Source organism: Sphingomonas sp. Tas61C01 (assembly GCF_052567495.1).
This window is the reverse complement of the sequence record NZ_CP199583.1, coordinates 1960590-1986412: the sequence shown is the minus strand read 5'-3', so window position 1 is coordinate 1986412 and position 25823 is coordinate 1960590. Positions and strand designations below refer to the sequence as shown.

The 25823-nt window shown below is 64.3% G+C and carries 18 protein-coding genes; 7 read left to right on the top strand and 11 right to left on the bottom strand.

The features are described from left to right. Positions 1-5: 5 nt before the first annotated feature. Positions 6-1100, top strand: a complete 1095-nt coding sequence (locus tag ACT009_RS09175) for a LacI family DNA-binding transcriptional regulator (protein WP_445190798.1) — start codon at positions 6-8, stop codon at positions 1098-1100. A gap of 150 nt (positions 1101-1250) precedes the next feature. On the opposite strand, the gene ACT009_RS09170 is transcribed toward ACT009_RS09175, so the two are convergent. The 10 genes from ACT009_RS09170 to ACT009_RS09125 all read right to left on the bottom strand — a co-directional run bounded on the left by ACT009_RS09170 (position 1251) and on the right by ACT009_RS09125 (position 10600). After that, positions 1251-2702, bottom strand: coding sequence for a recombinase family protein (locus ACT009_RS09170; protein WP_445190797.1), 1452 nt, complete (start codon positions 2700-2702; stop codon positions 1251-1253). Next, a complete protein-coding gene (locus tag ACT009_RS09165; RefSeq protein WP_445190796.1) occupies positions 2692-3345 on the bottom strand; it encodes a hypothetical protein in 654 nt (217 codons plus the stop codon). Before ACT009_RS09165 ends, ACT009_RS09170 begins: the two co-directional genes overlap by 11 nt. A gap of 241 nt (positions 3346-3586) precedes the next feature. Continuing rightward, positions 3587-4318, bottom strand: a complete 732-nt coding sequence (locus ACT009_RS09160; protein WP_445190795.1) for a PEPxxWA-CTERM sorting domain-containing protein — start codon at positions 4316-4318, stop codon at positions 3587-3589. Positions 4319-5088: 770 nt separating this feature from the next. Beyond that, the gene (locus ACT009_RS09155; protein ID WP_445190794.1) at positions 5089-5802 is read right to left on the bottom strand and encodes a hypothetical protein; all 714 of its coding nucleotides are present in this window, start codon (positions 5800-5802) and stop codon (positions 5089-5091) included. A gap of 287 nt (positions 5803-6089) precedes the next feature. Continuing rightward, positions 6090-6635: an MOSC domain-containing protein gene (locus ACT009_RS09150; protein ID WP_445190793.1), complete on the bottom strand. Its 546-nt coding sequence runs from the start codon at positions 6633-6635 to the stop codon at positions 6090-6092. 705 nt (positions 6636-7340) lie between these two features. After that, entirely contained in the window at positions 7341-7604 is a 264-nt protein-coding gene (locus ACT009_RS09145; protein WP_445190792.1) for a hypothetical protein, read from the bottom strand. Between the two features lie 527 nt (positions 7605-8131). Beyond that, positions 8132-8884, bottom strand: a complete 753-nt coding sequence (locus ACT009_RS09140; protein WP_445190791.1) for a hypothetical protein — start codon at positions 8882-8884, stop codon at positions 8132-8134. Between the two features lie 221 nt (positions 8885-9105). After that, a complete protein-coding gene (locus ACT009_RS09135) occupies positions 9106-9474 on the bottom strand; it encodes a hypothetical protein (protein ID WP_445190790.1) in 369 nt (122 codons plus the stop codon). A 220-nt stretch (positions 9475-9694) separates the two neighbouring features. Further along, positions 9695-10090, bottom strand: a complete 396-nt coding sequence (locus ACT009_RS09130) for a DUF4279 domain-containing protein (RefSeq protein WP_445190789.1) — start codon at positions 10088-10090, stop codon at positions 9695-9697. A gap of 279 nt (positions 10091-10369) precedes the next feature. Continuing rightward, on the bottom strand, positions 10370-10600 hold the full coding sequence (locus tag ACT009_RS09125; RefSeq protein WP_445190788.1) for a hypothetical protein: 231 nt from the start codon (positions 10598-10600) through the stop codon (positions 10370-10372). Positions 10601-12002: 1402 nt separating this feature from the next. Between ACT009_RS09125 and ACT009_RS09120 the strand changes: the two genes are divergently transcribed. Both ACT009_RS09120 and ACT009_RS09115 read left to right on the top strand, forming a co-directional pair. After that, positions 12003-13382: a deoxyribodipyrimidine photo-lyase gene (locus ACT009_RS09120; protein WP_445190787.1), complete on the top strand. Its 1380-nt coding sequence runs from the start codon at positions 12003-12005 to the stop codon at positions 13380-13382. A 136-nt stretch (positions 13383-13518) separates the two neighbouring features. Beyond that, entirely contained in the window at positions 13519-14778 is a 1260-nt protein-coding gene (locus tag ACT009_RS09115; protein ID WP_445190786.1) for an MFS transporter, read from the top strand. Here ACT009_RS09115 and bglX read toward each other — a convergent pair. Continuing rightward, positions 14759-17050, bottom strand: coding sequence for a beta-glucosidase BglX (bglX, locus tag ACT009_RS09110; RefSeq protein WP_445190785.1), 2292 nt, complete (start codon positions 17048-17050; stop codon positions 14759-14761). The two genes, ACT009_RS09115 and bglX, sit on opposite strands and share 20 nt — an antisense overlap. A 154-nt stretch (positions 17051-17204) precedes the next feature. Between bglX and ACT009_RS09105 the strand changes: the two genes are divergently transcribed. From ACT009_RS09105 to ACT009_RS09090, 4 genes are all read left to right on the top strand, one after another. Next, a complete protein-coding gene (locus ACT009_RS09105) occupies positions 17205-18242 on the top strand; it encodes a LacI family DNA-binding transcriptional regulator (RefSeq protein ID WP_445190784.1) in 1038 nt (345 codons plus the stop codon). After that, positions 18239-21211, top strand: coding sequence for a TonB-dependent receptor (locus ACT009_RS09100; protein ID WP_445190783.1), 2973 nt, complete (start codon positions 18239-18241; stop codon positions 21209-21211). The genes ACT009_RS09105 and ACT009_RS09100 overlap by 4 nt, the downstream gene beginning before the upstream one ends. 63 nt (positions 21212-21274) lie before the next feature. Then, entirely contained in the window at positions 21275-22678 is a 1404-nt protein-coding gene (locus ACT009_RS09095) for a glucoamylase family protein (protein ID WP_445190782.1), read from the top strand. Then, positions 22675-25752, top strand: coding sequence for a discoidin domain-containing protein (locus ACT009_RS09090; protein WP_445190781.1), 3078 nt, complete (start codon positions 22675-22677; stop codon positions 25750-25752). Before ACT009_RS09095 ends, ACT009_RS09090 begins: the two co-directional genes overlap by 4 nt. Positions 25753-25823: the final 71 nt, after the last annotated feature.

The window sequence follows — 25823 nt, the reverse complement described above, 5'->3', positions numbered from 1 at the left end:
CGACGATGGCGAGGCGGCGGCAGGCGGTAACGATCAAGCACGTCGCGGCGGATGCGGGCGTGTCGCTGCAGACCGTCAGCCGCGTCGTCAACAAGGAAGCCGGGGTGCGGCCCGAGATGGCGCAGCGCGTCCAGGCATCGATCGACAAGCTCGGCTACGTGCCCTCGATCGCGGCGCAGCGGCTCGGCGGGTCGCGCTCCTATCTGATCCTCGCGCTCAACGACCGCGAACGCACCATCGCCGACTGGCGCGCGCGACAGGGCACCGACTGGGTCGACCAGATGCTGCTCGGCGGCATGCTGACCTGCGCCGAACATGGCTATCGGCTGATCGTCGAGCTGGTCGACACGCACAGCGACCATATCGAGCGCGAGCTGCTCGCCGCGATCGCCGCGCTCCAGCCCGACGGCGTGATCCTGACCCCGCCGCATTCGGGCAATCCGCTGATCATCAACCTGCTCGCCGCCCAAGGCATCAGCTTCGCACGGATCGGATCGATGACGCCGGGACCGGGCATCCGCCTGATCATGGACGACACCCGCGCCGCGCAGCTCGCCACCGACCATCTGATCGGCCTTGGTCATCGCCGCATCGGTTTCATCGCCGGTCCGGCGGAGTATGAACTGAGCGCGTGGCGCGTCGAGGGCTGGCACGCCGCGATGGCGGCGGCAGGGCTGCCGACGGACGACCTGCTCGTCGCCGGCGATTTCAGCCACGCCTCGGGTCGCGCCGCCGCGCATCAATTGATGGCGCTGCCGAACGCGCCCACCGCGATCATCGCCAGCAACGATCAGATGACGCTCGCGACCCTGGAACATCTGCGCGAACGCCGCGTCGCCGTGCCCGGCGAGCTGTCGCTGATCAGCTTCGACGACACCCCGATCATCCGCCTGGCGCACCCCTCCATCACCGCCATCGCCCAGCCCATCGCCGAGGTGACGGCCCGCGCCGTCAGCCTGATCATCGCCGATCTCGGGGAAAGATCGGCTGGGCAGGAACCGATTGTTGTTCCTGCGAAATTGATGGTCCGCAATTCGACGTTCCCGCTAGGCGACGTGGCTGGTCAAGGTGTACCCGTCTCGGGGTTTGATTTAGCTTGATCGTATCGACGAATGGTTGGTTGGCTCATCTTAAGGGTAGCGAATGGATGATGACCAAACTGCCGCGTCCGGCGCGCAATTAACTAAGTCTGTGTATTTGCGCGCAAGAAGGAACGTCAGCATAGATCAGCGTACTGCCTCCTGAAGCACTCATAACCGGAAGGTCACAGCTTCAAATCCTGTCCCCGCAACCATCTTGATTTGCAACGCCCCCACGGAAACATCCGCGGGGGCTTTTTGCTGTTCGTCCCCAGCGCATAGCTTCAGCATGGCTTCAAGCTCGCCGCGCAGGTGGATGACGAGCTCGCCATCCTCCGGCGTCAGCTTCACCGCGTCGATGAGCCCGCGGATGCGCTCGAAGGCTTGAGATCGCAGGGCATCGTCTTCGAAGGCGTCGGCGCGCTTCGCCACCTTCTCGCGGTAGATCCGGCTGAGGTCAGGCGTAAGGATGTGCTCGAGCGGCGCGGCGGTCGGCGCCGCCATCACCGCCTCGCTTTCCAGCTGATCGCGCCGCTTGCCAAGCTGGTTCATCTCGCCGACGAACAGTAACGGGTCGAGGCCCTTGATGATGGCCGCCTTCATGGTGTCGAGCTGACGCAGCACTTCTTCGAGTTCGGCATCGCGAGCGGGCTGGACAGCCTCGTTGACGCTCGTCAGCCGCGCGGTCTCGGCTGCATACTCCTCGAGGAACACCGCCAGCACGTCGTCGCGCAGCATCTCGGTCGTGAGCCCGGCGAGCACGCGGGCGTCAAGTTCGTCTTGGCGGATGGTCAGCCGGTTGCCGCAGTAGCTGGTGCCTTTCTGGGCCGAGCCCTGGCAGCCGAACCGGGTCTTGCCCGACTTTGCATAGCTGGCGCCGCACTCGCCGCAGGTCATCTTGCCGGTCAGCAGGTATTTGGGGCGCTGCTGAGCGAAGAAGGGCAGGGCGGCCCCGTCCAACTTGTCGGCACGTGGTCCGCGCGCGAGGCTTGCCTGCCTGGCCTTTACTGCGTCCCAGAGCTCATCGGAGACGATCCGCAGCTCAGGCGACTCGACGAGGCCGGCACGTTGATCTGCGGCAACGAGGAAACCGTGCCGCTTTCCGGTGTCGGGGTTCTTGCGATACGTCTGGGTCAGGTAGGGACGTCGCCCGGTGTAGAGGATGTTGTTGAGAATGCCGGTGCCGCGCTCGGCGTTGCCGGTGATGGTGTTGGGCGACCATGCCGATGGCTTCTTCGATAGCTTCTTGTCGCGCTTGCCGCTGCGGGGAGGCGGCACGCCCTCCTCGTTCAAGCGCCGCACGATCTTGCCGGGTGCGACGCCTGCGACGAAGTCCTCGCAGATGCGAACGATGGTAGCGGCCTGTGTCGGCACGATCTGCTGGAGCCCCTTGATGCGCTCGCCGTTGCCGTCGTGCTCGATACGCTTCTCATAGCCATATGCGACCCCGCCGGGGTTCCTGCCCAGTGCGTGGCGCTTGACCAAAGCGTCCCGAGTCTTGTCGCTGGTGGCGCTCAGCTGTTCCGCGTTGACGGTGCCCATCACGCCGATGTGCATCCGCGTGAACAGAAGCGTGCGCTTGGGGCAATCCGCTGACGATGAGTTGCACGCGTCATCCGTCAAGATAGTCTGCCATGCTCACTAACTCACACCCCTTGGAAAAAGCGGTGATTTCCGCTGGGTCTTCGGAAACCAGCATATTCATTGGCATCCAGTCGACAGCCAGCAGCAGTTGCCGATCCTCACCTGTGAAGAGAACTCCTGCCGCGACGTCGCAAGAGGCGCTTGCGTCGTGAGGCACCGCTTGCGGAGGAGCAGCAGATTGCGAGTTGGGATTACTGCCGAACGTAGGGCCGACGTTTGCGCCTTCAACGATAAATTCGGCTCGTCGCGCCACCTCTGTTCGCCAAGAACGCAGCGGCCACGGCTCGAACTCAGTCGGCTCAACCGGTGCGGCAGGCCGAGTGGTCAACAGTGTACGAAGTCCGTCTGGAAAGCCTTTAAAAGAGGTGGGTGGCTTCCAGTGTTTCCATCGTTCGTTCAGCTCGCTGATGCTGAGCAAGCTAAGCGTGAAAATCTCGAAAAGTGGTCGTACATCGCGCTGATCAACGCCAACCAGCAAGGTTGTTCCGTCTGAAGCCTTCAGCCAGACGTTCAATATCCTGCTTCCCAGCCGCTCCACTCGCCAGCCGCTTATCCCGCTGGTGAGATGCAGTAGGGTGGACTTGCTCGCCTGTAGGTCGAACGGGGGGAACTCGGCCGGCATGCTCTTGATCCTCTGTCCTCGTGCCGGTCGGCCTCCGCGTGCTCTCCCGGAAGCGGCACCAGCTGATGCAGCGACGAGAAGGCTCACGAGATCACGTCGACTAAGGCGCATGCTCCATCGTTCGCTCAGATCGTGAGTGTCTGCAATTGGGTGTGAGGCGGACGTTCGTCCAAACACAGGAAAGCCGCCAACCTTCGTCGAGATCAGCGGCTCCCTCAGCATTACCGTTAGGAGAGAACGTTCAGGCAAAGCTGACGCTTGTCTGGACGGCCGAACGACGGCGCATGGCGTTGCCGACTGCGCCGAAGCCCATGATCATTAGTGCCCAACTGGCAGGTTCTGGCACGGCGGCGGCGATCGTAAAGCCACCGGTATAATCACCTAGGAGCAAGCCGCTCTGACGAACGGTCGCGTCGCGCGTGCCGTACTCCACCATCCGGTACGATGGGTCACCACGGCCGATCAGGCTGTCTAGTGTCACAGGCGCGTTTCCCGCAACGTCGCGAAAGATGCCGTAGATAGCGAGCTGCTGGCTACTTCCCGCAGCCCCGGCGAACGGTGTAGCGCCCCCCGCGACGGTAGGCGTGCCAAGCAGGAAGAAGGCGAATCCGATCGACGGCTCGGAGGCATTGCCGCCGAAGAAGCTGAAGCCCTTATAGATCTCGACCACGGGCGTCAGCGCTGGATTACTCGACAGCGGAAAGTTGTAGCTGCCAAGGTTGCCGCTGAACGCCGACACCGGCACTTCGTAGTCGGCAAAATCCTCACCTGAGTCGAACAGAACGGCATCGTCTGGATCGAAGGAGAAGCTGAAAGCCAGCGGACTGCCGTTCGGGACTAGTCCAGTGGAAGGGAGCCTGCCTGCATTCGAGTTGACGGTGCCACTGCCGCTGAGGGTCACTGGTCCAGCGACGGCTGACGCCGTCCAAGCCGCAGCGCCGAGTAGGGCCAAGAACGACGAGTTGAACCGCATGCACTGCTCCCTGTTTTCCATAGCTTAGCGGTTCCCACCGAGCTCGCAACGTCAACGCGATGTGTCAGCCGAAGGTGGTCGCCTGATCGCCTCGACCGCGTGTCGGGCGCTGCGCGCTGCTATTGGGGCCGATCCCAACGTCCGCTCCGCATCAGCCTGTCTGCCTCGGCATGCCGCATTGTTCCTGATGTCCCCTATTGAGCGGGAGCGGACATAGCGTTTTCGAGCGCTCACATCCGCGTGTCGCAAATATGCTGAGTTGCGGACGTTGCGTATGCCGCCGCTTTTGCGACAGCGGCATGTTCAGACTTGGTGGGGAGCCTACGATCGGCTCCGCTACGGCATCAAGGAAGGGCCCCGCGGGTCAGGCCTAGGTGTCGTAATCACGTAGATGCGCGTGAAGTCAGCTTGCCGGAGTGATTCCTGCGCCTTCGCCACGCACTGTCCAGAGACCGGTGGAAGGCGAAAGAGCAGCACGAGGTCACGCGAGCCTGTCCAACTTCGAACACGGGCTGGAGCATCATCCGATCGGACTGCGGCGCCATTCCAGTCGAGACCACAGGTCCCGCTATATGTACCGGCGGTCATGTAGGGCACAGCTGGAGGCCGCTGCCCGCAGCTAGTGGCAGCGAGCATGATTACGCTCGCCCAAGCTGCGCGTCTCACGAACGCCATGACCGAAGATCCGTGCCGCAGAGATACCACGCACATTGGCGTAAGCGGTTTTGGGCCGGTCACAAACTGCTGAGCTTCGTCGACCACGTATGCGGTCAGCGTCGTACAAGGCGCGCGAGAACCGACAGAGCAAGCGCGGGATCAGGAACACCACGGATGTCAAGATCTTCTATCTTGCCGCGTTTCAATCGTACAATCCCAATCCAGCCACGCTGGTCATTGCCTTCAACAACGAACGCGTCGACGATCTCGGCGCTACTCACCTCGCGATACACCTCGCGGCTGAACGGGGTGAGCCACGCTAGGCGTCGATCGGTGACGATCATGGTGCCGAACAGATCACGATAGCAACGCTGGAGAACGGCTGGGCCGTACAGCAAAACCAGTAAAATGCTGCCGCCGAAGCTGATCAGCGCACCAGCAGTCCAGAACAGCTTCAAGGTCAGAGCTTCAACGCTGCTCCAGAGGCTCCACATCCATAGGAGGAAGAAGACTGGTCCGAGCGCGGCCAAACTCATCAGCACCAAACGGCCGGATGTGAAGCCACGCCATCGCTGCTGCCCCTGCCACACGACCGGCTCTCCAAGGGCCAATCCTTTTGCCTCGGCCGGCTGCTGCTCACTGCTACCGGCAGCTCTCAACAAGCTTATGATTGCCAAGGCGAGGCGCCACAGGATCACGCAAGTCAGTGGAAGCAGGATCGCGAGAGCGCCCGACTGAACCTTCCATGTTGCAACACTCGTCCACGGTCCGCCCCGTCGTCCCACAAGCGTTGTCTCGCCAGGCAAAGTCGCAACGGCCACGATCATCGCGCTCAGAAGGAACGCTGCTGGCAGACTGCCCATCGCAACCGCTATGGTCCGGGTGATGCGGAGCGCTGTCGGACGCGGGCTGGTCATGCCCCGTGATTGCACCCAATCGGCACAGCATCAATCAAGAGCCGGGTCTGGCGGAGGTACTCGCGATCGGCGTGACTGCGGAAGCACTGATTTCGCATGACAACAAAATGGCATGGGAAATGTACTGAGTCTCGGACGTCTCAAAACGTCCCTCGTTTTGCGACAGCTGAACGTCCGAACGTGGTGGTTAGCGAACGTTAAACGCGCTCTAGCGGCAGATGTGGCGAATGCGGCAATTCTACGTTGATCGTGTCGCCCGGACGGACCACGCCGCCTGCACGAACGACGGTCATGATACCGGCCTTTCGGATCACTTCATTGTTTGGCCCGCGGTCCAGCACGGCGGTCAGTAGACCCGGCTGATGATTTTCGATCTGAGCACAGGGGTTTCTCAAGCCGGTGACTTCTAATTTCACGTCGCCACCGAGTCGAAGCACCGAATGCCGTGGTAGGGCGAGCAAATTGACCCCGATGGTGGTCACATTTTCTCCAAGATCAGCAGGCCCTACTTCAAACCCCTTCGCTTCCAGTTCTTCGAATAGCTCGGCATGGATGAGATGAACCTGCCTTAGATTTGGCTGGGTTGGGTCAACGGCGGTCCGCGAACGATGTCGGACCGTAACACCTTCGTGGGCGTCGCCTTTGACGCCAAGACCGGCAACCACCTCAATTTCCTGCACAAGCCGCTTCGAGAACCGATGAAAACCATCGCTAGCAACTGCGAACACATGCCCATCTGCCATAAAGCCTCCCACCGATCCTCTAGGCGGGTGAGCGAACGGCAGCAATTGGGCGAGAGCGGACATACCGCTGTCGCAAAAACGCTGAGTTTCGGACGTCACGTATGTTGCCAAAGTTGTGCGAGCGGCACGGCGCAAGCCTTGGCTAGCTGCCAGCATCACCAAGGCCAGGTTGGTCTACACCACGGACCTTGACCAGCTCCTGCCTGAGGTTCTCCTTCATGCTCGCCTCCATTGAGGTGAACATCGTCTCCTAAGACTGCTTCACCGTGCTTGCAGGCAAACCAAGAGCGTTCATCCGCGCCCGAGTAGCGGATAGTGCGCGGGATCGCTGACTTTTGCACTTGGTCACCGCGCTCAAGATTGTGTCCTCGACACTGGCTGACTTCGGTTCGATCGCCCGTGCGCGCTCACTGACACACTGACTATAATCTGCGACCGGTTGCATTGAATCATGGTAATCCTGCGCTGCGGCCAACGACGGCAGTGCAACAAGGGCAGGCAACAACCACGGTCTTGTCAGCATATCGCGCTCCTCACCAACTCCTCGCAACCTGCTGAAGCAGAGCGATACGCGCAAGCTACTGACGCTCTGTCGCGGAAATACTGAGTTTCGGACGTCGCGTATGTCGTCACTTTCCCGACTACGGCATGTCCGAACCTGGTGGTTAGCAGACGTTCAGCGAGATCGTCCTTGTCCGTCAAGAATTACGGTCGATTGACCGTGCACCATAATTTTTTGAAGCGAAAAGTGCCAGAAGCGGTGTTGCCGACTTCCCCCAATGTCACTCGTTCATAGAAGTCCACTACCGGGTGATCGTCGGGCTCGGTGTCGCTGGTCGGCCCCGACACAAGCCAGAGATCAAACACGCGTTCCTTACGCTTTCGGCCGGTCGGCGAGAACTCTAACGCGACATAATTACAGTCCATCAACCCGCCTTCGAGGTCACGATTGAGCGAGGCGGCAAGCATGGCGCAAGGCCCTCCTTCCTCAACCTCGCCAATTACCCGGAGTTCTCCGGATCGCAGAAATTGCCTGGGTCGAGGATCGTTCAAACGACCAAAGGTCACGCCAGCTTCGCGACGACCAGCGCATGCCGTTACGAGCAAGATCAACCCAGCCGCTGCAACTGTCATCGTTCTCATCCCCCCATGTATCACCATGGAGGCATTGGCCGCCATTGGGCGAGAGCGAACCGGCCGCTTTCGAATGCGCGTGAGCGTGTCGCAGAAGTTCTGACTTTCTGACGTCGCGTATGTCGTCACTTTTGCGACATCGGCATGTCCGAACTTGGGCGCGAGCGGACATGTTCCTGTCGCAGAAATGCTGAATGCCGACGTCACGAATGTCGGTGCTTTTGCGACAGTGGCGCCGTCGATCCGCGATCTGTCCCGATCTCGTCGGCGCGATTTGACGTCACTGCGGCTAGAAGGTCGCTGACGTCGACTTCACGCACCAGTGCCATCGCGCTCTTCGAGGGTGAGTGCCACAGCACTCCTCAACCAGAGAAGATCCGCCTCTTCCGGCACGCCCGGTCCGCCGCAGGCCTGTTTCTCATTGACGCCGACAGTTGTTCGCGCGGTACGGCTTCGAACGCGGGCTTATAGACCCAGACGTCGCCGCCTCCCTCTAGCGTTACTCCATAGCTTATCTGTGTCGCACAGGCCGGGATCGGCCCAATGACATAGCTGATCGGCAGCCATGTTTGATTGCCGTGGATCGGTCGTTCGTGAGAGTCGCCTCCCGCTATCACGCTCTTACCCAGCTTCTCTCTTTTGCCTTCGGAGTATTGTGACTCGCCGGAGGCCAGCCAGAACGTCACGGAGGCCGCTTTCCAGGTCGCTACGAACGCCGTGAAGCGGACCACCTTGCCTCGATACGGTCTCGCATCGATCGCCTGACGGAGTTGCGCATAGCCGGAGGCGTTTCCGTCGTTGGACCCGATGCAGAGCAGGTCTCCGCCGGCCGGCGATCGGAAGCGGTAGGAGCCGATTGGCGAGCCTACCCTCTGCCAGAACGACTTGCCCGTGATTGGGTAATCTTCGAGAAACAGGCCGAGCTCACCGGTCTTCCAGTCAGGCCGGATGACCTGAGGACCGCTTCGTCCACCAGTCGGTATTGTATCGGCGACATCTCCAGGAAGCAGGCGACAGCGAGGAAGACGGCTCAGGACGACGATATCCTGCGCCTGGTCTTCTGGTTGCGCCGCGGGCTCTGCTTGCGGTGCAATATCGGCTTCGGGCGCAGCCATCGCAGGCTGGGGGGCGGCCAACGGTGTCAGAGCAACGAGCGCTACTGAAGGAATGCCGAGCGCGGCTACGATGTTAGACACGAGCCCGACCTCCATTATTGACTCTGCCCTGGCGTGTCACATTGGGGATATCGCTGATACGAGTTTCGAACGTCGCGTAAATCGCCGCCATTGCGACACCGGATAGCCAAACCTGGTAAGCAGTAGGCATTCGGCGTCCGCTAAAGTGAGCTGGTCTTTGTGATGGGATCATAGCACTCCAGCCATTCACCTCGCCAGATCGCCAATACGTATGAACCCTTTTTGGCTTTGCGAAATTGCGGCAGATCTCGGTCGCAGTCCTGGAAGCCGTCCGCCGAAATATTGAGGCTCATAGGTTGATCGGCCAACCTCATGCGCTCATTCAGCTCCGCGGTTGTTGGTAGCCGACCATGCTCGCGGCGGAAGTCCTCGATCGACGGTACAGCTTTTTCGAAGCGAGATAGAATCTCCTCACTCTTTCGGAGCGAGTACGCGTCAGGCTTATAGGCGAGCGCAAGAGGTAGAGACAGAAAAGCTGCCCAACGTTTTGCAATGGCGGCGCTTGCCATCCCTCATCCCTCGTCAGTGCATCGAACGCTATCGCTAACGAGGCGGCGAACAGTTCGCGCCATTTCTTTATCGAGCCGACCATCCAGACGAGAGTATCAGCCAATCATTAAGGTCCGCAACTGGGCGAATGCGGACGTTCCTGCGCGGTCGGTTCTGAAGGTCCGATTGTGGTTGAAAGCGGACCCTCCGGTCTCGGGTCGGAGCGGTGGAACACGGACCTCAATCTGTCCTGAAAAGATCGAGGCCCCAACCGACGCCGCAGGCAGCAAGTAGCTGCATCTGGTCTGGCTCAAGCCAGACGCCGCATTGTTCGCCAGACGGCACATACAGGCCGCCATAGATCGTCACCTGTTTTGGCCGGATCGACTTCCGAAGCTCGGCGAAGCGATCCTCCCGCCCTTTCAGGTTGCCCAAGATGCGGGCGAGCGCATCGTTATGCTGCCCACCGCCTGCGAGGCGATGACCTTCTGCGTCGTGCCACCAGCCGTTGAACGTTCGCGGTCTGCCGCTTGGCGACGGCTCACCTATCCTACCGATTGAGGTAGGCTCAAAGCCGATAGTTTTCGTGACCAAGGTTGGGTCTACATCGAAGCCGGTAATGCAGAGTGCGAGCATCGCCGACGTATGTCTGCTTTCGAGCGTTCCGCAAAGCTCGCTGAATGTCAGATAATGGGCGTTAGCGGTTTCCGTATCGGAGCGGGCGGGAAGGTCCGGGACTGGTGGTTAGCGGTCCTTCCGCGCTCGGAAGGCGATCACCGCGAACAGCGGCCACGCTAGCGCACGAATCCCCCAAGTCACGATGAATGGGAAGACGATGGCTGGCGCGTTCATGTGAGGGCCAAAGCGAAGCATGACCAATGAGCACATGATGAACACGGCCGCGGTGCTCGCAAATCAGACCGATATTCCCTTGAACGTCATGGGTTGATTTTGAGGCTGCAACGCGACAGCGTCAATGGCCGCTTTTTGGGCATCAGCTGTCGCCCGCTGACGAGCGCCGAGCTTGCTGGTTACGCCTGCGAAGCCATCTATAACCAAGCGCGTAAGCTGCTGCCGCGCCCACGATGATCCCGATAATGATGCGAGTGCGCTGAGAATTTGTTGCGCAACCATATTCAGGATCACCTTGTATACAGGCGAGTTGCGCGAGCACGATGAATGCAACAAGCATCCAATGCGCCAATGTCACAATGATTGCGGAGGCCAGTCGAACACGACCCATACCCCAAGCTATGCTCGTGGCGACCACGGCACAATGTCCGATATTTGCCGGAGCGGACGTTTGTCACCGGCGCACAGCGAAGATTCGAAGGCGCTGGTGACTGGTTCGACAGCTTGAGCGATTGGCGAAAGGCTGGCGTTGTTAAATCGGGCTTACCTTGGCAGCTTTTGATATGAACTACATCCTCCGGTCTTCACTCAGCGCAATCGTTCTCTTGATCGGTTCATCGGCTTGTGATCACACTGACGTGGCGCAACGGCGCCATGCAGATGGTGGTTCCCGGCCGCCTTCTTTTGAGGCCGCAGCGCAGCAGGTTCGGCGTAATAGTCCCGGCATAAAAGACGATTGCTTGAGAAGAGTCGTCGACGGCAAACCCATACCCGGCGGTGTCGACAAGTGCTTCAAGATGCTCCCGGCGCAACGACGGCGCGGACTATGGCGGGATGATTTTGAGGGTTCCCGCTTTTGCCCTGCACCTGCGGCCGTGTGCGCCAATGACACACCCGGAGATAAAATCTGGCTCTCCTTCCAGTCCGATGTGCGGTCAGACGGAGGAAGGAAGCCAACGATGCAATTGTATTCAATCGAGTTTATCGGTCGACGAACGCGCGAGCGTGGTTCTTACGGCCATATGGGCACGTCTCAGCAAGATGTGCTTGTAGATACGCTGGTAGCGCTGAAGCCTCCAAGCGAGCGTAGCAAGCCGTAGTTGTCGCTCCGTTTTGGAGGCCAAATCGGAAACGATCGCTATTGATAAAGGCGGGCATCCCGCGCCGTGTCGCAAATGTGCTAACTTGCGCGACAGTCCCATGGTCGCCAATCCGATGGCGAGAGAGAGCGTCGCGAAACTCTGTCGCTTTACCCCGCGGTTAAAATGCGCATTCGCGACGTGCCAAGCCGAGCCGCCATCGGCTTTGCGATGGTATGAGGGGCGTTCAAGTCCTGAATCAACACCGGCAACTCAGTAACAAATTAAGGTGGCTGCACGTCCCCGCAACCAACCATAAAATGTCGCCTGTTACCCAAGACACGGCGGCTTCTTGGCGTCTGGTGATGCGGCGTAGTCCGCTGTGAACGGATCGAAAGCCGCAGCCTTCCGACGCTGTCCAACTGGCACGTTGCTCGATACGGCAGCCCCGTCCGACCGCGGGGAGGGCACGACGTTTGTCGAACCCGCCATACATCGAGAGGCGACCCGAACCGATGGCGACACAGCCCGCCTTACCTGACGGCCTATCGAACTGGCTAGAAGCGCCGCGCGTGCGGGCGTTGAACGATCGAGAGCCGGCTGCCGATAGCCGGTATGTGCTCTGCTGGTTGCAGCAGGCGTTGCGCGCCTATGACAATCCGGTGATCGACGCCGCGATCCGGCTCGCGAACACGATGCAACTGCCGGTGCTCGTCTACCACGGCGTGCGCAAGGATTATCCTTACGCGTCGGATCGGCTGCACCACTTCATCCTGGGCGCGAGCGTCGATCTTGCCGACGGCTGCCGCCGTCGCGGGCTGGCCGTGGTTCAGCATGTCGACCGCGCGGAGCGGCGCGAGAAGGGGCTGGCCTACCGGCTGTGCATCGATGCGGCGGCGCTCGTGCTCGAGGACCAGCCGACCTTCGTCGCGCGGTGGCAGGCGGAGCGGGTCGCGGTCCGGATCGATATACCCGTCTTCGCAGTCAACGCGGCTTGTCTGGTGCCACCTGCCGTCATCGGCGCCGACGTAACCGGGCGGACTGCGTTCTTGCGTCGGCATGAGCCGGCGCGCGCTACCTGGTTGGCCTGGGACGATGAGGTTGCCGAGGTCGCGCCCTACGAAGGCGACCTGCCGTTCACGCCCGACCGGCTCGGGGCCGATGACCTCGGCCGATTGATCGCGGAGCTGGACATCGATCACTCGGTCCCGGCAAGCGCAGCCCACCCGGCGGGTCGTGCGGCGGCGGAAGGGCGGCTGGCGCGGCTCCTTGCGGCGGTGTTGCCGGGCTATGCATCGGCCCGCAACGACGCGACACGGAGCGACGGCGCGAGCGGGCTTTCGCCGTATCTGCACTTCGGCGTGCTCGGTCCTCGCGAGATCATGGCAGCAGTGGACGCGGCGCCCGCGGGTGCTCAGCACAAGCGGAAGTTCGCGGACGAGCTGCTCGGCTGGCGGGAATGGTTCCATTATCAGGCCAGGCAGTTGGCGGTGCCGGAGGGCTATCATCGCGTCGCCGGTTGGGCGCGCCAGACGCTGGCCGATCACGCCGGCGATCCGCGGCCAGAGCACGAGACGCTCGAAGCGATGCTGAGGGGAGAGACGCGGGACGAGACGTGGAACGCCTGCCAGCGGCAGTTCCTCGCCGACGGCTGGATGCACAACAATCTGCGGATGTACTGGGCCAAGCGGATCATTGCGATGACGTCGAGCCCCGAGGCAGCATGGGCGACCGCCTGCTATCTGAACGACCGGCTCAGTCTGGATGGTCGGGATCCCAGCACCTACGGCAATCTCGCCGCGATGTTCGCCGGCGCGCCGGCGGATCGCGAGCGTCCCGTCTACGGCAAGGTCGCGACTCGCGGAGACGGGTCCACCCGCCACCGCGAGGGTGGCGCCGCCTGGCTCGAGCAAGCAGCGGCGCGGCTCGTCCCAGCGGTGACGATCCCGGCGACGGCGCCGGTCGATCCGTATCTGACCGGTGGCCCGCCGATCTGACACGCAGAATCTAGGGGGCGGCAGCGATCGCGCGACCGTCGAAAGGCTTGCTACGAAAGCGGAAGCATCGCTACCTGTCGCGATGGTGGATGCGTCGCGATCTGCATCTCCGGACGGTCGGGGCCGCTCTGCGCTGGTGCTGTTCGCGTCCGGGGACTTCGCGTGCAACCTGTACTGGCAGAGCATCACGCTGTTCCTGCTCTACTTCTATACCGAGGTCCTGCTGCTGCCACCGGCCTTGGCGGGTGTTCTCATTATGGCAGGGACGGTCTGGGGCGCGTTGGCGGATCTGGTGGCCGGCGCGGTTGCGCAGCGGGCGAGCGCGTATCGACGCTTCGTGTCGATCGGGGCGGCGCCGCTCGGTTTCGCCTTCGTCGCATTGTTCGTGGTGCCGGGGGTCGGCGTCGGAGCGACCGCGGCGGTGGCGCTCGCCGCGCAGATCGCGTTCAGGACGCTCTATGCGCTGGTCAACGTGCCCTATGCCGCGTGGAGTGTGCGGATCAGCGAGGACAGCCGCGATCGAGCGACGATCGCGGGCCTGCGGATGTTGTTCGGCGCCGCCGCGGCCAGCCTGGTCGCGCTGACGATGCCGCGAACCGGCCAGGTGTTCGCGGCAATCGGCTATGCGACGGTGGCGGTGCCGCTGCTGTGGATCGTTGCGGTTCGTAGTCGCGAGGTGACCCCACCGCCGCCCACGGCGCCGGTGCCGATCCGCGCCTGTCTGGCGGTGCTCGGTCGCAATCGCGCCTTCGTGACGCTCAACCTCGGTATCGCGATCGCGGGCATCGCCGCGGCGATCGTCAACCAATCGGTGCTTTATTATTTCGACCATGTCGTCGCCGCTCCGACGGCGGGACGCGGGGCGCTGGCGATGATGGGCATTGCGGGCGCGGCGTGCATCCCGGTCTGGATGCTGGTGTCCCGATGGACGGGGGCACGTGGGAGCTGGTTCGTCGCGAGTGCGGGCGGCCTGCTAACGCTTGCGGCCTATCTGATGGCCGGCGGCACGGCGGGGACGACGCAGATGCTGCTGGTCGGGCTGCAGGTCATGTTCTCGGGCCTGAACTTCGCCTTCTGGGCGATGTTGCCCGACACCGTCGAATATGGCGAGGCGCAGTCGGGGGTGCGGGTCGAGGGGCTGGCATTCGGAGTGTCGGCGTTCGTGCAGAAGATCGCGCTGGCGGGCGCGGCTGCGACGATCGGGCTGGTCTATGCGCGGATCGGCTATGTGCCCGGCCGGGTGCAGGCGGAAACGACGGATGCCGGGATCCGCGCGCTGATGCTCGGCGCGCCGGCGGTCGGGCTGGCGAGCGCCGCTATGGTGATGCTCGCCAATCCGCTGAGGCGCGGCGTCCATGCGCGCCTGGTCGAGGCGCTCAGGCAGCGGCGAGCGTGAAGCTGCCGGTGACGCCGTCGTCCTGCGCGGAGGATGCGATCCACAGCTCGAACCGGCCCGGCTCGATGGTGCGCGACAGATCGAGGCCGACGAATTCGAGATCGCTACGCTTCAGCGTGAAGGCGATTTCCGCGCTGGCGCCGGGTGCGAGGGGGACCCGCTTGAAGCCCTTCAACTGGCGCACCGGGCGGGTGATGCTCGCGGTGACGTCTCGGATGTACAGCTGGGCGACTTCGACGGCGGCGGTGCGCCCGGTATTGGTGATCGTCGCCTTCGCGGTCAGTGCACCATCCCAGGCCATCGACGGCGCGAGGGAAAGGCCCGAATAGCCGATCTTGCCATAGGTCAGCCCATGTCCGAACGCGAAGCGCGCGGCGTTCGGTACCTCGCGATAACGGGCCTTGTACTCGACGGGCTTGCCGGCAGGGCTCGGCCGGCCCGTCGATTTATGGTCGTAATGATAGGGCTCCTGACCCGAGGCATAAGGGAAGCTGACCGACAGCCGCGCCGACGGTCCCTCTATCCCGAACAGGATGTCGGCGATCGCGGGCCCCGCCTGCGATCCGAGGAACCACGTCGCGAGGATCGCTGGCGCGTCGAGCACCGCGCCTTCGAGCGCCAGCGCGCGACCATGACGCAGCACGACGACCATCGGCTTGCCGGTGGCGGCGACCGCCTCCGCAAGCGCCTGTTGCGGGGCGGGCACCACGATCGCGGTGCGCGACTGCGCCTCGCCCGACATGCGCTGACTTTCGCCGATCGCGAGAACGACGATATCGGCGGCGTTGGCGGCGGCAACCGCGGCGTCGATTCCGCCCGCGATCGGCGCCTCGACCGCCGATCCCGCGACGGTCGTCACCAGCGACGGATCGGCGATGGCGGCACGGACGCCGGTCGCGAGGTCGACCGCCTCGGCATCGGTGCCGTAGACGTTCCACGGGCCGATCAGGTCCTGCTGCCCCGATGCGAACGGGCCGATCAACGCGATGCGCTTACTCGACCGCGGGAGCGGCAGCAGATCGCCGTCGTTCTTCAGCAGCACGATCGAGCGGCGCCCCGCCTCGCGTGCCAGCTTCAGGTTGGCGGGGGTGCGGACGCGGGTCTTCTCGCGGCGTGGATCGATCCGGCGGAAGGGATCGTCGAACAGGCCGAGCGCCTGCTTGACTGCCAGCACCCGGCGGACCGCCTGATCGAGGCGGGCCATCGGCACCTCGCCCTTGGCGACGAGATCGGGCAGATGCTTGATGTAGAAGCTCGACTGCATGCTCATATCGACGCCGGCCATGAACGCGAGCCGGGTCGCGTCGCGGGCGTCGGCGGCGAAGCCGTGCGCGATCAGCTCTTCGTCGCCGGTGTAGTCGGACACGACGAGGCCGCCGAACTTCCATTCCTTGCGGAGCACGGTATCGAGCAGCCAGGGATTGGCGGTCGCGGGGACGCCCGAGATTTCGTTGAACGATGCCATCGCCGACAGCGCGCCAGCGTCGAACGCGGCCTCAAACGGGGGGAAATAGACCTCGCGCAACGTGCGTTCGGAGACGTCGACGGTGTTGTAGTCGAGACCAGCCTCTGCCGCGCCATACGCGGCGAAATGCTTGGCGCAGGCCATCACCGCATCGTCGGCGGCGAGGCCGCGGCTGCCCTGGAAGCCGCGGACCCGTGCCGCGGCCATCAGGCAGCCGAGAAAGACGTCCTCCCCCGATCCCTCGACGACGCGACCCCAGCGCTGATCGCGGCCGATGTCGACCATTGGCGCGAAGGTCCAGTCGATCCCCGCCGCCGCCGCCTCGACCGCCGCCGCGCGAGCGGTGCGCATCGCGAGATCGGCATCGAAGCTGCCAGCTTCGGCGATCGGCATCGGGAACACGGTGCGGAATCCGTGGATCACATCCGCGGCGAAGATCAGCGGGATCTTCAACCGTGCCTCGCGCATCGCGACGGTCTGCATTTGCCGCGCCATCGCCGCGCCGTTGCCGTTGAAGACGCCGGTGAGCCGCCCTGCGCGCACCTCCGCGAGTTGGCTGTCGAAGGTGGCGGCGCTGCCCGCCGGGTTAAGCGTGACCGCGGCGCCGCCTGCCCAGGCGGCGGCGTTCAGGGTCAGCTGACCGGCCTTCTCCTCGACGGTCATCTGGGCGAACAGGGCCTCGACCTTGGCGGACAGGCCTGGTGTGGCGGCGGCAGCGAGCAGGGCGCGGGCGGGGCTGGAAAGCCAGGCCATGGTCGCTGCTGCGCCGAGCATCGCGGCACGCCGCGAGATCTGCCGGTCGTCCATCTTCTTCTCCCCAAACCCGCGCACGTTGCGCCCGCCATAGCGGAGGCGGTGCGGTCTTGAACCGCGTATGTGAATGATGTAACCGGTTACATCAAGCAGATGATCGAACCGGCACCGGAACCGGGCGACACCGAGAGGGGGAGAATACGCGGCGATGCCGAATGCCACAATTCGTGACGTGGCGCGTGAAGCGGCGGTTTCCGTCGCGTCGGTGTCCCGTGTCATGAACCGGCACGACAATGTCCGCCCGGCGCTGCGCGACCGGGTGGAAGCCGCGGCCGCGGCGCTCGGCTACGTACCGCATGCCGGCGCCCGCAATCTCAGCTTGGCGCGCGCGAACGCGATCGGGATCGTCCTGCCCGACATCCATGGCGAGTTCTTTTCCGAATTCCTGCGCGGAATGGACCGGGAGGCCTCCGACCGCGGGCTGCAGCTGCTGCTGTCGAACATGCACGCCGACGCCGAGCGCGCGGTGGGTGCGCTGCAATCGATGCGCGGGCGGGTCGACGGCCTGGTGGTAATGGCGCCGCACGTCGATCCCGATCTGCTGTTCGCGCAACTCCCGCCTGGCCTGCCGGTGGTGCTGGTCAATTGCGCGCCGCATCACGAGCGCCGGCCGGAAATCCGGATCGACAATGCCGCGGGCGCCGCGGCGATGGTCGACCACCTCGTCGAGCGCGGGCGGCGGACGATCGTCCACCTGTCGGGTCCCGACGGCAACATCGACGCGACGGAACGGGCGGACGGATATCGGTCGGCGATGATCCGGCACGGGCTGGAACCGCGGATCGTGGGCGGCGACTTCCTGGAGGAGTCGGGCGGGGTGGCGGTCGCTACGCTGCTCGGCGAGCGGGTGCTGCCCGATGCGCTGTTCGCGGCCAACGACATGATGGCGATCGGCGCGATGATGGCGCTGCGCCGTGCCGGCATCGAGGTGCCGCGGCAAATGGCGGTCGCGGGGTTCGACGACATCCCGCTGGCACGGCTGATTTCGCCCGCGCTGACGACGATGCGGACTGGCATCGCAGGAGTCGGCGCGCGCGCGATCGCCCGTCTGGTTCGCGCGATCGCGGGGGACCACGACGATGCGATCGAGCGATCTGTGCCCGACCTGATCGTCCGCGACACCACAGCATTTAACGAACCAACAACAAGCCCGGCAAGCGGGTCAACAAGGGGAACATCATCATGAGGACTTATCAGACGCTTCGCGTACTGCTGGCGAGTACCGCGCTGGCGGCGGGCGCGACCATCGCGATCGTGCCGGCGGCGGCGCAGACCACCACCGCGCAGGTCCGCGGGCAGGTCAGCGATGCGGCAGGCGCGGCGGTCGGCGGCGCCAGCGTCGTTGCGGTCGCGAGCGGCACCAACCAGACGTTCCGGACGACGACCGACGCGTCGGGCGCCTATGTCCTCGCGGGTCTGCGGCCCGGCGGCTACACGGTGACGATCACCGGCACGAGCGGCGACGTGTTCACGCAGGCGGTAAGCGTTTCCGTGGGCCAGTCCGCCACGCTGGACGCGGCATTGGGCGCCGCGGGTGCCGATGTCGGCGGCGCCGATGTGGCGAGTTCGGGCGACGACATCGTCGTCACCGGCAACCGGCTGGCCGAGACGCGCACCAGCGAAATCGCGACCAACGTCAACACCGAGCAGCTCCGCACGCTGCCGCAGACCGATCGCAACTTCCTGAGTTTCGCGGCGCTGGCGCCAGGCGTGCGCTACAACGACAGCGAAACCGACAAGGGCATCCAGTCGGGCGCGTCGACCGCGAGCCAAGTCAACGTGTTCATCGACGGCGTCAGCCTGAAAAACAAGCTGCGCGAGGGCGGCATCGCCGGCCAGCAGAACAGCCGCGGCAATCCGTTCGGCCAGCTTGCGGTGCAGGAGTTCCGCGTGCTGACGCAGAACTACAAGGCGGAGTACGAGCAGGCCGGATCGGCTATCATCACCGCGGTCACCAAATCGGGCACCAACGATTTCCACGGCGAGGCGTTCGGCCAATATACCGACCGCAGCCTTACCGAGAAGAGCTACCTCGACAAGGTCAACAACCGCACCAAACCCGCATTCGAACGCAAGCAATATGGCGTCTCGCTGGGTGGCCCGATCATCAAGGACAAGCTGTTCTTCTTCGCGACCTATGAAGGCAACGACCAGAACCGCGCGCTGATCGTCGATTCGAGCGGGTCGCCCGCGAATATCGCGGCGTTCGAGGCGGCGTCAGGTCGGCGCCTGAGCGAATTCGAAGGCAATTTCATCAGCCCGTTCCGCGGTGACTTCTACTTCGGCAAGCTGACCTTCACCCCGGATGATCGGCAGACCTTTGACGTGTCTTACAGCCGTCGCGAGGAGAGCGACATCCAGGGCTTCGGCGGCAACACGTCCTATGAATTCGCCGAGAATAAGCTCAACACCGTCGATACCTATCTGTTCAAATGGGCATATCGCGGTGACAGCTTCATCAACGAGGTCAACCTCAACTATCTCAATTACGACTTCAACCCGACGTCGTTGAACCCTGATCTTCCGGCGTTCAACTACGACACCGTGATCCTGATCGGTGGCCGCGATTCCACCCGTCGCGAGGTCCAGCAGGGCTATACGCTGCGCGACGACTTCACCTATTCGGGGTTGGACAAGCATACGTTCAAGTTCGGCGCCCGCGTCGAGGTAACGGACATCGAGTTCTCCAACCTGTCCTATGTCCAGCCGAGCTACGTGTTTCGGATCGACACCGTTGAAAACCCGAACACCAATCTTGCTAACGACACCGATTTCACCTTCCCCGCGGAAGCGCGGCTGGGGCTCGGAAACGGCACGATCCGCGGATCGAACACGCAATACGGCTTCTACATCCAGGACGACTGGGACATCACCGACAAGCTGCAGCTCAACCTCGGCCTGCGCTGGGATTACGAGACGAATGGCAACAACAACAACTTCGTGACCAGTGCCAATGCCGCCGCTGCGCTACGGGCCTTGCCGAAGACCAGCTATTTCGATCCCGAAAACTACATCAGCAACGGCAGCAACCGTAATCCGTTCGCGCATGCCTTCGCACCGCGCTTCGGCTTTTCGTACGACGTCAACGACGACGGCCGGACGGTCGTGTTCGGCGGGTTCGGACGCTATTACGACCGTAACAACTTTAACAACACGATCGACGAGCAGTCGCGGACGATCAACCCGATCGGCGTGTTCCGCTTCTCGCGCGACGGGCAGCCGCGCAACGGGCTGCAGACGACCGTCTGGGATCCGCGCTACCTGACCCGGCAGGGCCTGTTGGATCTGCGCGCCACCTCGACCAGTGGCCAGCCGGAACTCTTCGCGGTGAAGAACAACACCCGGCCGCCGGTCAACGACCAGATCAGCCTCGGTGCCCGGCAGCAGGTCGGCCCGGTGCAGGTCTCGGTGACCGGATCGTATCAGCGCGGTCGCAACGGCTATACCAACCTCTTCGCGACACGGCAGAATGGTGGCTTTGGCTCTTGTTGCGACACCAGTCCGCTGGCACCTTTCGGCTATGCCAACGCGCTGATCGGCTATGATGGCCTCGACACGCGGTACAAGGCGCTCTTCGTCACGATCGACAAGCCGTATACCGAACGCGCCGGCTGGGGCGTCAACGTCGCCTACACCCTGTCCAAGGGCGAGCAGAATGGTGGCGACCTGTTCAGCCTCGATGCGCCGACGCCGGATCTATACGGGTGGCGTCCTCGCAACGGCGACGAGCGCCACCGGGTCGTGATCTCGGGCATCGCCGATCTGCCGCTCGGGTTCCGCTTCTCGACGCTCAGCACGTTCGGTAGCGGCCAGGCGTTCCGCGTCACCGACGGCACCAACGGCGCCACTTCGGGCCAGAACGAGTTCAGCGCGCGCTATCCGAACAAGAACTGCATCGGCGGGGTCTTCGCATTCTGCGAAGTCAACGTGACCCTGGGCAACAAGGTGAAGGTGGCGGGCACCGAGATCGAGCTGGCGGTGGACGTGCTCAACGCGTTCAACAACAGCAACTTCTCGGGCTTCGACGACTTCTTCAACAACCAGATCAATCCGCAGACTGGGCAGATCGTAGATCCGCTCGATCCCGCGCGGATCGGCCGCGACCTGTTGACGTTGCCGCGTCGGGTGCAGTTCCGCGCCAATTTCCGCTTCTGAGTCCCCCTCGGGCGAGCAGGTCTTCGGGCCTGCTCGCCCATTTTCTGTTTCGAGGACATGACCATGCTCGACCGTCGCGGATTCCTGGCAACGGGGGGCTTGGCAACGGCGGGCCTGGGGCTGGCGGGTACGGCCGTGAATGCCTTGGCGCGCCGGTCGCCCGATCTGATCCGCGACGTGCAGCAGCGCACCTTTGCCTTCTTCCGCGACACCACCGACCGGCGCACCGGGCTGGCGCCCGATCGATGGCCGACGCCGTCGTTCGCCTCGATCGCGGCGATGGGCTTCGCGCTGACCAGCTGGCCGATCGGGATGGCGAACGGCTGGATGACGCGAAACGAGGCGGTGACGCGTACGCTCGCCTGCCTCGACTATCTCGCCGCCGCACCGCAGGGCCCCGCCGAAAGCGGCATGAGCGGGCACAACGGCTTCTTCTACCATTTTCTCGACATGCAGACCGGCACGCGGTTCGCGCGAACCGAATTGTCGACGATCGATACCGCGCTGCTGCTGGCGGGCGTGCTGTTCGCGCAGAGCTGGTACGATCGCGACGAGCCGCGCGAACGCCGCATCCGGGCGGTCGCCGAGCAGCTCTATCGCGCGGTCGACTGGACTTGGATCATGCCGCGCGGGACTTTCGTCAGCATGGGCTGGCATCCCGAGACCGGGTTCATCCGCAGCGATTGGGACATCTATAACGAGGCGCTGCTGCTCTACGTCCTGGCGCTGGCATCGCCGACCCACCCGGTGCCGCCGTCGACATGGCCCGCGCTGACCCGCCGCTTCGACGCGAGCTGGACCGATCGCTACGGCCCTGCTCACCTGCATTTCCCGCCGATGTTCGGGCATCAGTACAGCCATCTCTGGATCGATTTCCGCGGCATTCGCGAGCCGTACATCGCCGGCAAGGGCATCGATTATTTCGAGAACAGTGTTCGTGCGACGCATGCCCAGCGTCGCTACGCGATCGCCAACGCGGGCGGCTTTGCGGGCTATGGCGCGGATTGCTGGGGGCTGACCGCGTGCGACGGGCCGGGCGACTTCGAGCGCCGCATCGACGGGCGTGAGCGCGCGTTCTTCAGCTATTCCGCGCGTGGTCCCGGCGATCGCGACGACGGCACGATCGCGCCCACCGCGGCGCTGGGCTCGATCGCCTTCGCGCCCGAGATCGTGGTGCCGACGATCCGCGCGATGCATGCCCGCTACGGCCGGGGCATCTATGGGCGCTACGGGTTTATCGATTCGTTCAATCCGACGCTGACCGATGCCGCGGCGCCGCTGAAGCACGGCAGGATCGTGCCGGGGATCGGCTGGGTCGACGGCGATTACCTGGGGATCGATCAGGGCCCGATCGTCGGCGGCATCGAAAATTGGCGCACCGGGCTGGTGTGGAAGACGATGCGGCGCAATCCGCACATCCGCCGCGGGCTGGAGCGTGCGGGCTTCACCGGCGGATGGCTCGCATGATCGCGCTGCTGATTGCCGCGCAGGCGGGGGCGACGCTCGACAGCTTCGACGCGGCCGGCGCGTGGAAGGCGCAAGGATCGGACGGGGTAACCGCGATCGCTAGCGCACGGGGCGGCGCGCTGCGGCTCGCCTATGATTTCGGCAAGGTATCCGGCTACGCGTTCGTCGCCCGTGCATTGGCAATCGACTGGGCGGCGGATTACGAAGTGACGCTGCGGGTTCGCGGGACCGGGGGCGTCAACGATCTGCAGCTGAAGTTCACCGATGCCGGCGGCGCCAATGTCTGGTGGTATCAACGCCGCAACTTCCGTCCGTCGAGCGACTGGCAGACGCTGCGTATCCGCACGCGCGACATCGAGTTCGCCTGGGGTCCGACCGCCGACAAGAACCTCCGGCACAGCGACCGCGTCGAACTGGTCGTCGTCCACGGGCGCGACGGCGCCGCCGGGTATATCGAGATCGACGATTTGCGCTACGCCGCGCTCCCGCCGCAAGCACCGCTGCCGCCGCCCCGCGCCAGCGACCCGCGCGCGATCGACCGCGATCCGCGTACCGCGTGGGTGGGCAAGGGCGGCGAGGATTGGCGGCTCGACTTCGGCGGACGCAAGGCGATCGGCGGCGTCACGCTGCGTTGGGAAGGCCCGGCGCCCCGCTATGTCGTCGAGACATCGGACGACGGCAGATTATGGACCGAGGTACGCGCGGTCGATGTCGGCGATGGCGGCAATGATCCGATCGCACTCTCAGATCTGGAGACCCGCTGGCTGCGGATCTCGCTGCCGCCGGGTGCGAAGCCGGCCCGGCTGGCGGAGGTGGTGGTCGAGTTGCCCGAATGGGGCGCGACTTCCAATGCGTTCGTCACCGCGCTGGCGAAGTCCGCACCGCGCGGCAGCTTTCCGCGCGGCTTCACCGAGCAATCCTATTGGACGCTGGTCGGTCCCGATGGCGGGCCGACGTCGGGGCTGATCGGCGAGGACGGCGCGATCGAGGTGGCGAAAGGCGGCTTCTCGATCGAGCCGTTCGTCGAGGTGGCGGGCAAGCGCTACGGCTGGGCGGACGTGACCCCGGTCCAGTCGCTCGAGGATCGCAGCCTGCCGATGCCACATGTGTCGTGGCGCGCCGATGGGTGGTCGCTCGACACCAGCCTGTTCGCGGACAGTGACGCGCCGCGGCTGATGGCGCGTTGGCGCGTAACCAACACCGCTGCCACCCGCCGCACGCTGCGGCTGGTGCTCGGGGTGCGGCCGTTCCAAGTCAACCCGCCCGCCCAGTTCCTCAGCCAGGTCGGCGGCATCAGCCCGATCTCGCGCATCGCCTGGACCGGAAGCGCGCTGGCGGTCACCACCCCGCCGGCGATCGAGGGCGATGCCGCGGTCATCCGCCTGCTCCAGCCGCTGGCGAAGCCGGACGCGATCGGCATGCGGCCATTCGACCGCGGCGCGCTCGCCGAGCCGGCGCTGCTAGAGCCCGCGACCTCGATGGACGACCCGACCGGGCTCGGCTCCGCGGCGCTGGCCTGGGCCTTCGACCTCGCGCCGGGCGAGCACCGCGATGTTGAGATCGCGATTCCGTTCGAAGCCGGTGTGAAGCCACCCGATGCTGCGGGCTTCGCACGCGCACACGATGCGACCGCGGCGTTCTGGCGCGCCCGGCTCGGCGGGGTGACGATGACGGTGCCTCCCGCCAAGCAGGCGGTCGCCGACACGCTTCGGACCGCGCTCGCACACGTGCTGATGAGCCGTGACGGACCGGCGCTGAAGCCCGGCACGCGTTCCTATGATCGCAGCTGGATCCGCGACGGGGCGATGATGTCGGACACCTTGCTGCGGCTCGGCGTGACGGCGCCGGCACGGGACTTCGCCGACTGGTATGGCGGCTTCCTCTTCGACAATGGCAAGGTGCCGTGCTGCGTCGATGCGCGGGGCGCCGATCCGGTGCCGGAGAATGATTCGCACGGCGAGTACATCCATCTGGTGACCCAACTGTACCGTTACACCGGCGATCGCGCCGCGCTCGCGCGCGATTGGCCGCGGCTCGAGGCGGCGAGGCGCTACATGGAGGGTCTGCGACAATCGGAGCGGACTCCGCAGAACATCGCGCCCGCCATGCGGATGCGCTATGGCCTGATGCCGCCGTCGATCAGCCACGAAGGCTATTCGGCGCAGGCCCAGTACAGCCTGTGGGACGATTTCTGGGCGCTGACCGGCTACAAGGATGCTGCCTTAGCGGCTCGCATCCTGGGGTCGCCGGAGGCCGCGGCGATCGCGCGCCAACGCGACGAATTCGCGACCGACGTTCACGCCGCGATCACCGCGTCGGTGAAGCATTTCGGGATCGATTTCATCCCCGGCGCAACCAGCCTCGGTGACTTTGATGCGACCTCGACGACTATGGCACTCGACCCCGCAGGCGAGCAGGCAAGGCTCGATTCGAGGCTGCTGGCGAACACGTTCGAGCGGCAGTGGCAGCGGGTGACGGCGCGCGCACAGCCGGGCACGGACTGGGCGGACTATACGCCGTACGAGCTGCGCAACGTGTCGGCCTTTGTCAGGCTGGGCTGGCGAACCCGCGCCAACGCGCTGCTCGACGCCTATATGGCCGACCGTCGCCCGGCGGCGTGGAACGGCTGGGCCGAGGTGGTCGGTCGCAAGCCGCGCGAGATTCGCTTTATCGGCGACATGCCGCACGCCTGGGTCGCCTCCGACTTCATCCGCGCCGCGCTCGACCTGTTCGCCTATGAGCGGGACGGCGCGATCGTGCTCGGCGGCGGCATCGACGAAGGTTGGCTGACCGGCGCCGGCGTATCGATCGTGGGGCTGCGAACCAGCGCCGGCACGGTCGACTTCACGCTGCGTCGCGACGCCGGCGGTATCGTCGCGACGATCGGCGGCACGGCGCGCCCGCCCGACGGGTTCGTCCTGCCCTGGCCGCTCGAGGGGAAACCGGGGGTTGCCACCGTCGACGGCAAGGCGGCCAAGGTCGAGCCTGACGGTCTACATCTCAGCGCCGCGGGTCGGCCGATGACGGTCCGGTGGAGTTCGGCAGGCAACAGCGAACAGTCACGAGCAAATTGATGGACGTCGCGCGTCAGAGGAGCGTCGACTGCGAACAGTAATGCGGGTACGCGCGATGCGTAACGCTGCTG

Bases quoted from the DNA above. Each gene is read 5' to 3' on its own strand.
- ACT009_RS09175 (WP_445190798.1), top strand. From the start codon at position 6: ATGGCGAGGCGGCGGCAGGCGGTAACGATCAAGCACGTCGCGGCGGAT.
- ACT009_RS09165 (WP_445190796.1), bottom strand. From the start codon at position 3,345: ATGCCGGCCGAGTTCCCCCCGTTCGACCTACAGGCGAGCAAGTCCACC.
- ACT009_RS09160 (WP_445190795.1), bottom strand. From the start codon at position 4,318: ATGCGGTTCAACTCGTCGTTCTTGGCCCTACTCGGCGCTGCGGCTTGG.
- ACT009_RS09155 (WP_445190794.1), bottom strand. From the start codon at position 5,802: ATGATCGTGGCCGTTGCGACTTTGCCTGGCGAGACAACGCTTGTGGGA.
- ACT009_RS09150 (WP_445190793.1), bottom strand. From the start codon at position 6,635: ATGGCAGATGGGCATGTGTTCGCAGTTGCTAGCGATGGTTTTCATCGG.
- ACT009_RS09145 (WP_445190792.1), bottom strand. From the start codon at position 7,604: ATGCTTGCCGCCTCGCTCAATCGTGACCTCGAAGGCGGGTTGATGGAC.
- ACT009_RS09140 (WP_445190791.1), bottom strand. From the start codon at position 8,884: ATGGCTGCGCCCGAAGCCGATATTGCACCGCAAGCAGAGCCCGCGGCG.
- ACT009_RS09135 (WP_445190790.1), bottom strand. From the start codon at position 9,474: ATGGCAAGCGCCGCCATTGCAAAACGTTGGGCAGCTTTTCTGTCTCTA.
- ACT009_RS09130 (WP_445190789.1), bottom strand. From the start codon at position 10,090: ATGCTCGCACTCTGCATTACCGGCTTCGATGTAGACCCAACCTTGGTC.
- bglX (WP_445190785.1), bottom strand. From the start codon at position 17,050: ATGGACGACCGGCAGATCTCGCGGCGTGCCGCGATGCTCGGCGCAGCA.
- ACT009_RS09105 (WP_445190784.1), top strand. From the start codon at position 17,205: ATGCCGAATGCCACAATTCGTGACGTGGCGCGTGAAGCGGCGGTTTCC.
- ACT009_RS09100 (WP_445190783.1), top strand. From the start codon at position 18,239: ATGAGGACTTATCAGACGCTTCGCGTACTGCTGGCGAGTACCGCGCTG.
- ACT009_RS09095 (WP_445190782.1), top strand. From the start codon at position 21,275: ATGCTCGACCGTCGCGGATTCCTGGCAACGGGGGGCTTGGCAACGGCG.
- ACT009_RS09090 (WP_445190781.1), top strand. From the start codon at position 22,675: ATGATCGCGCTGCTGATTGCCGCGCAGGCGGGGGCGACGCTCGACAGC.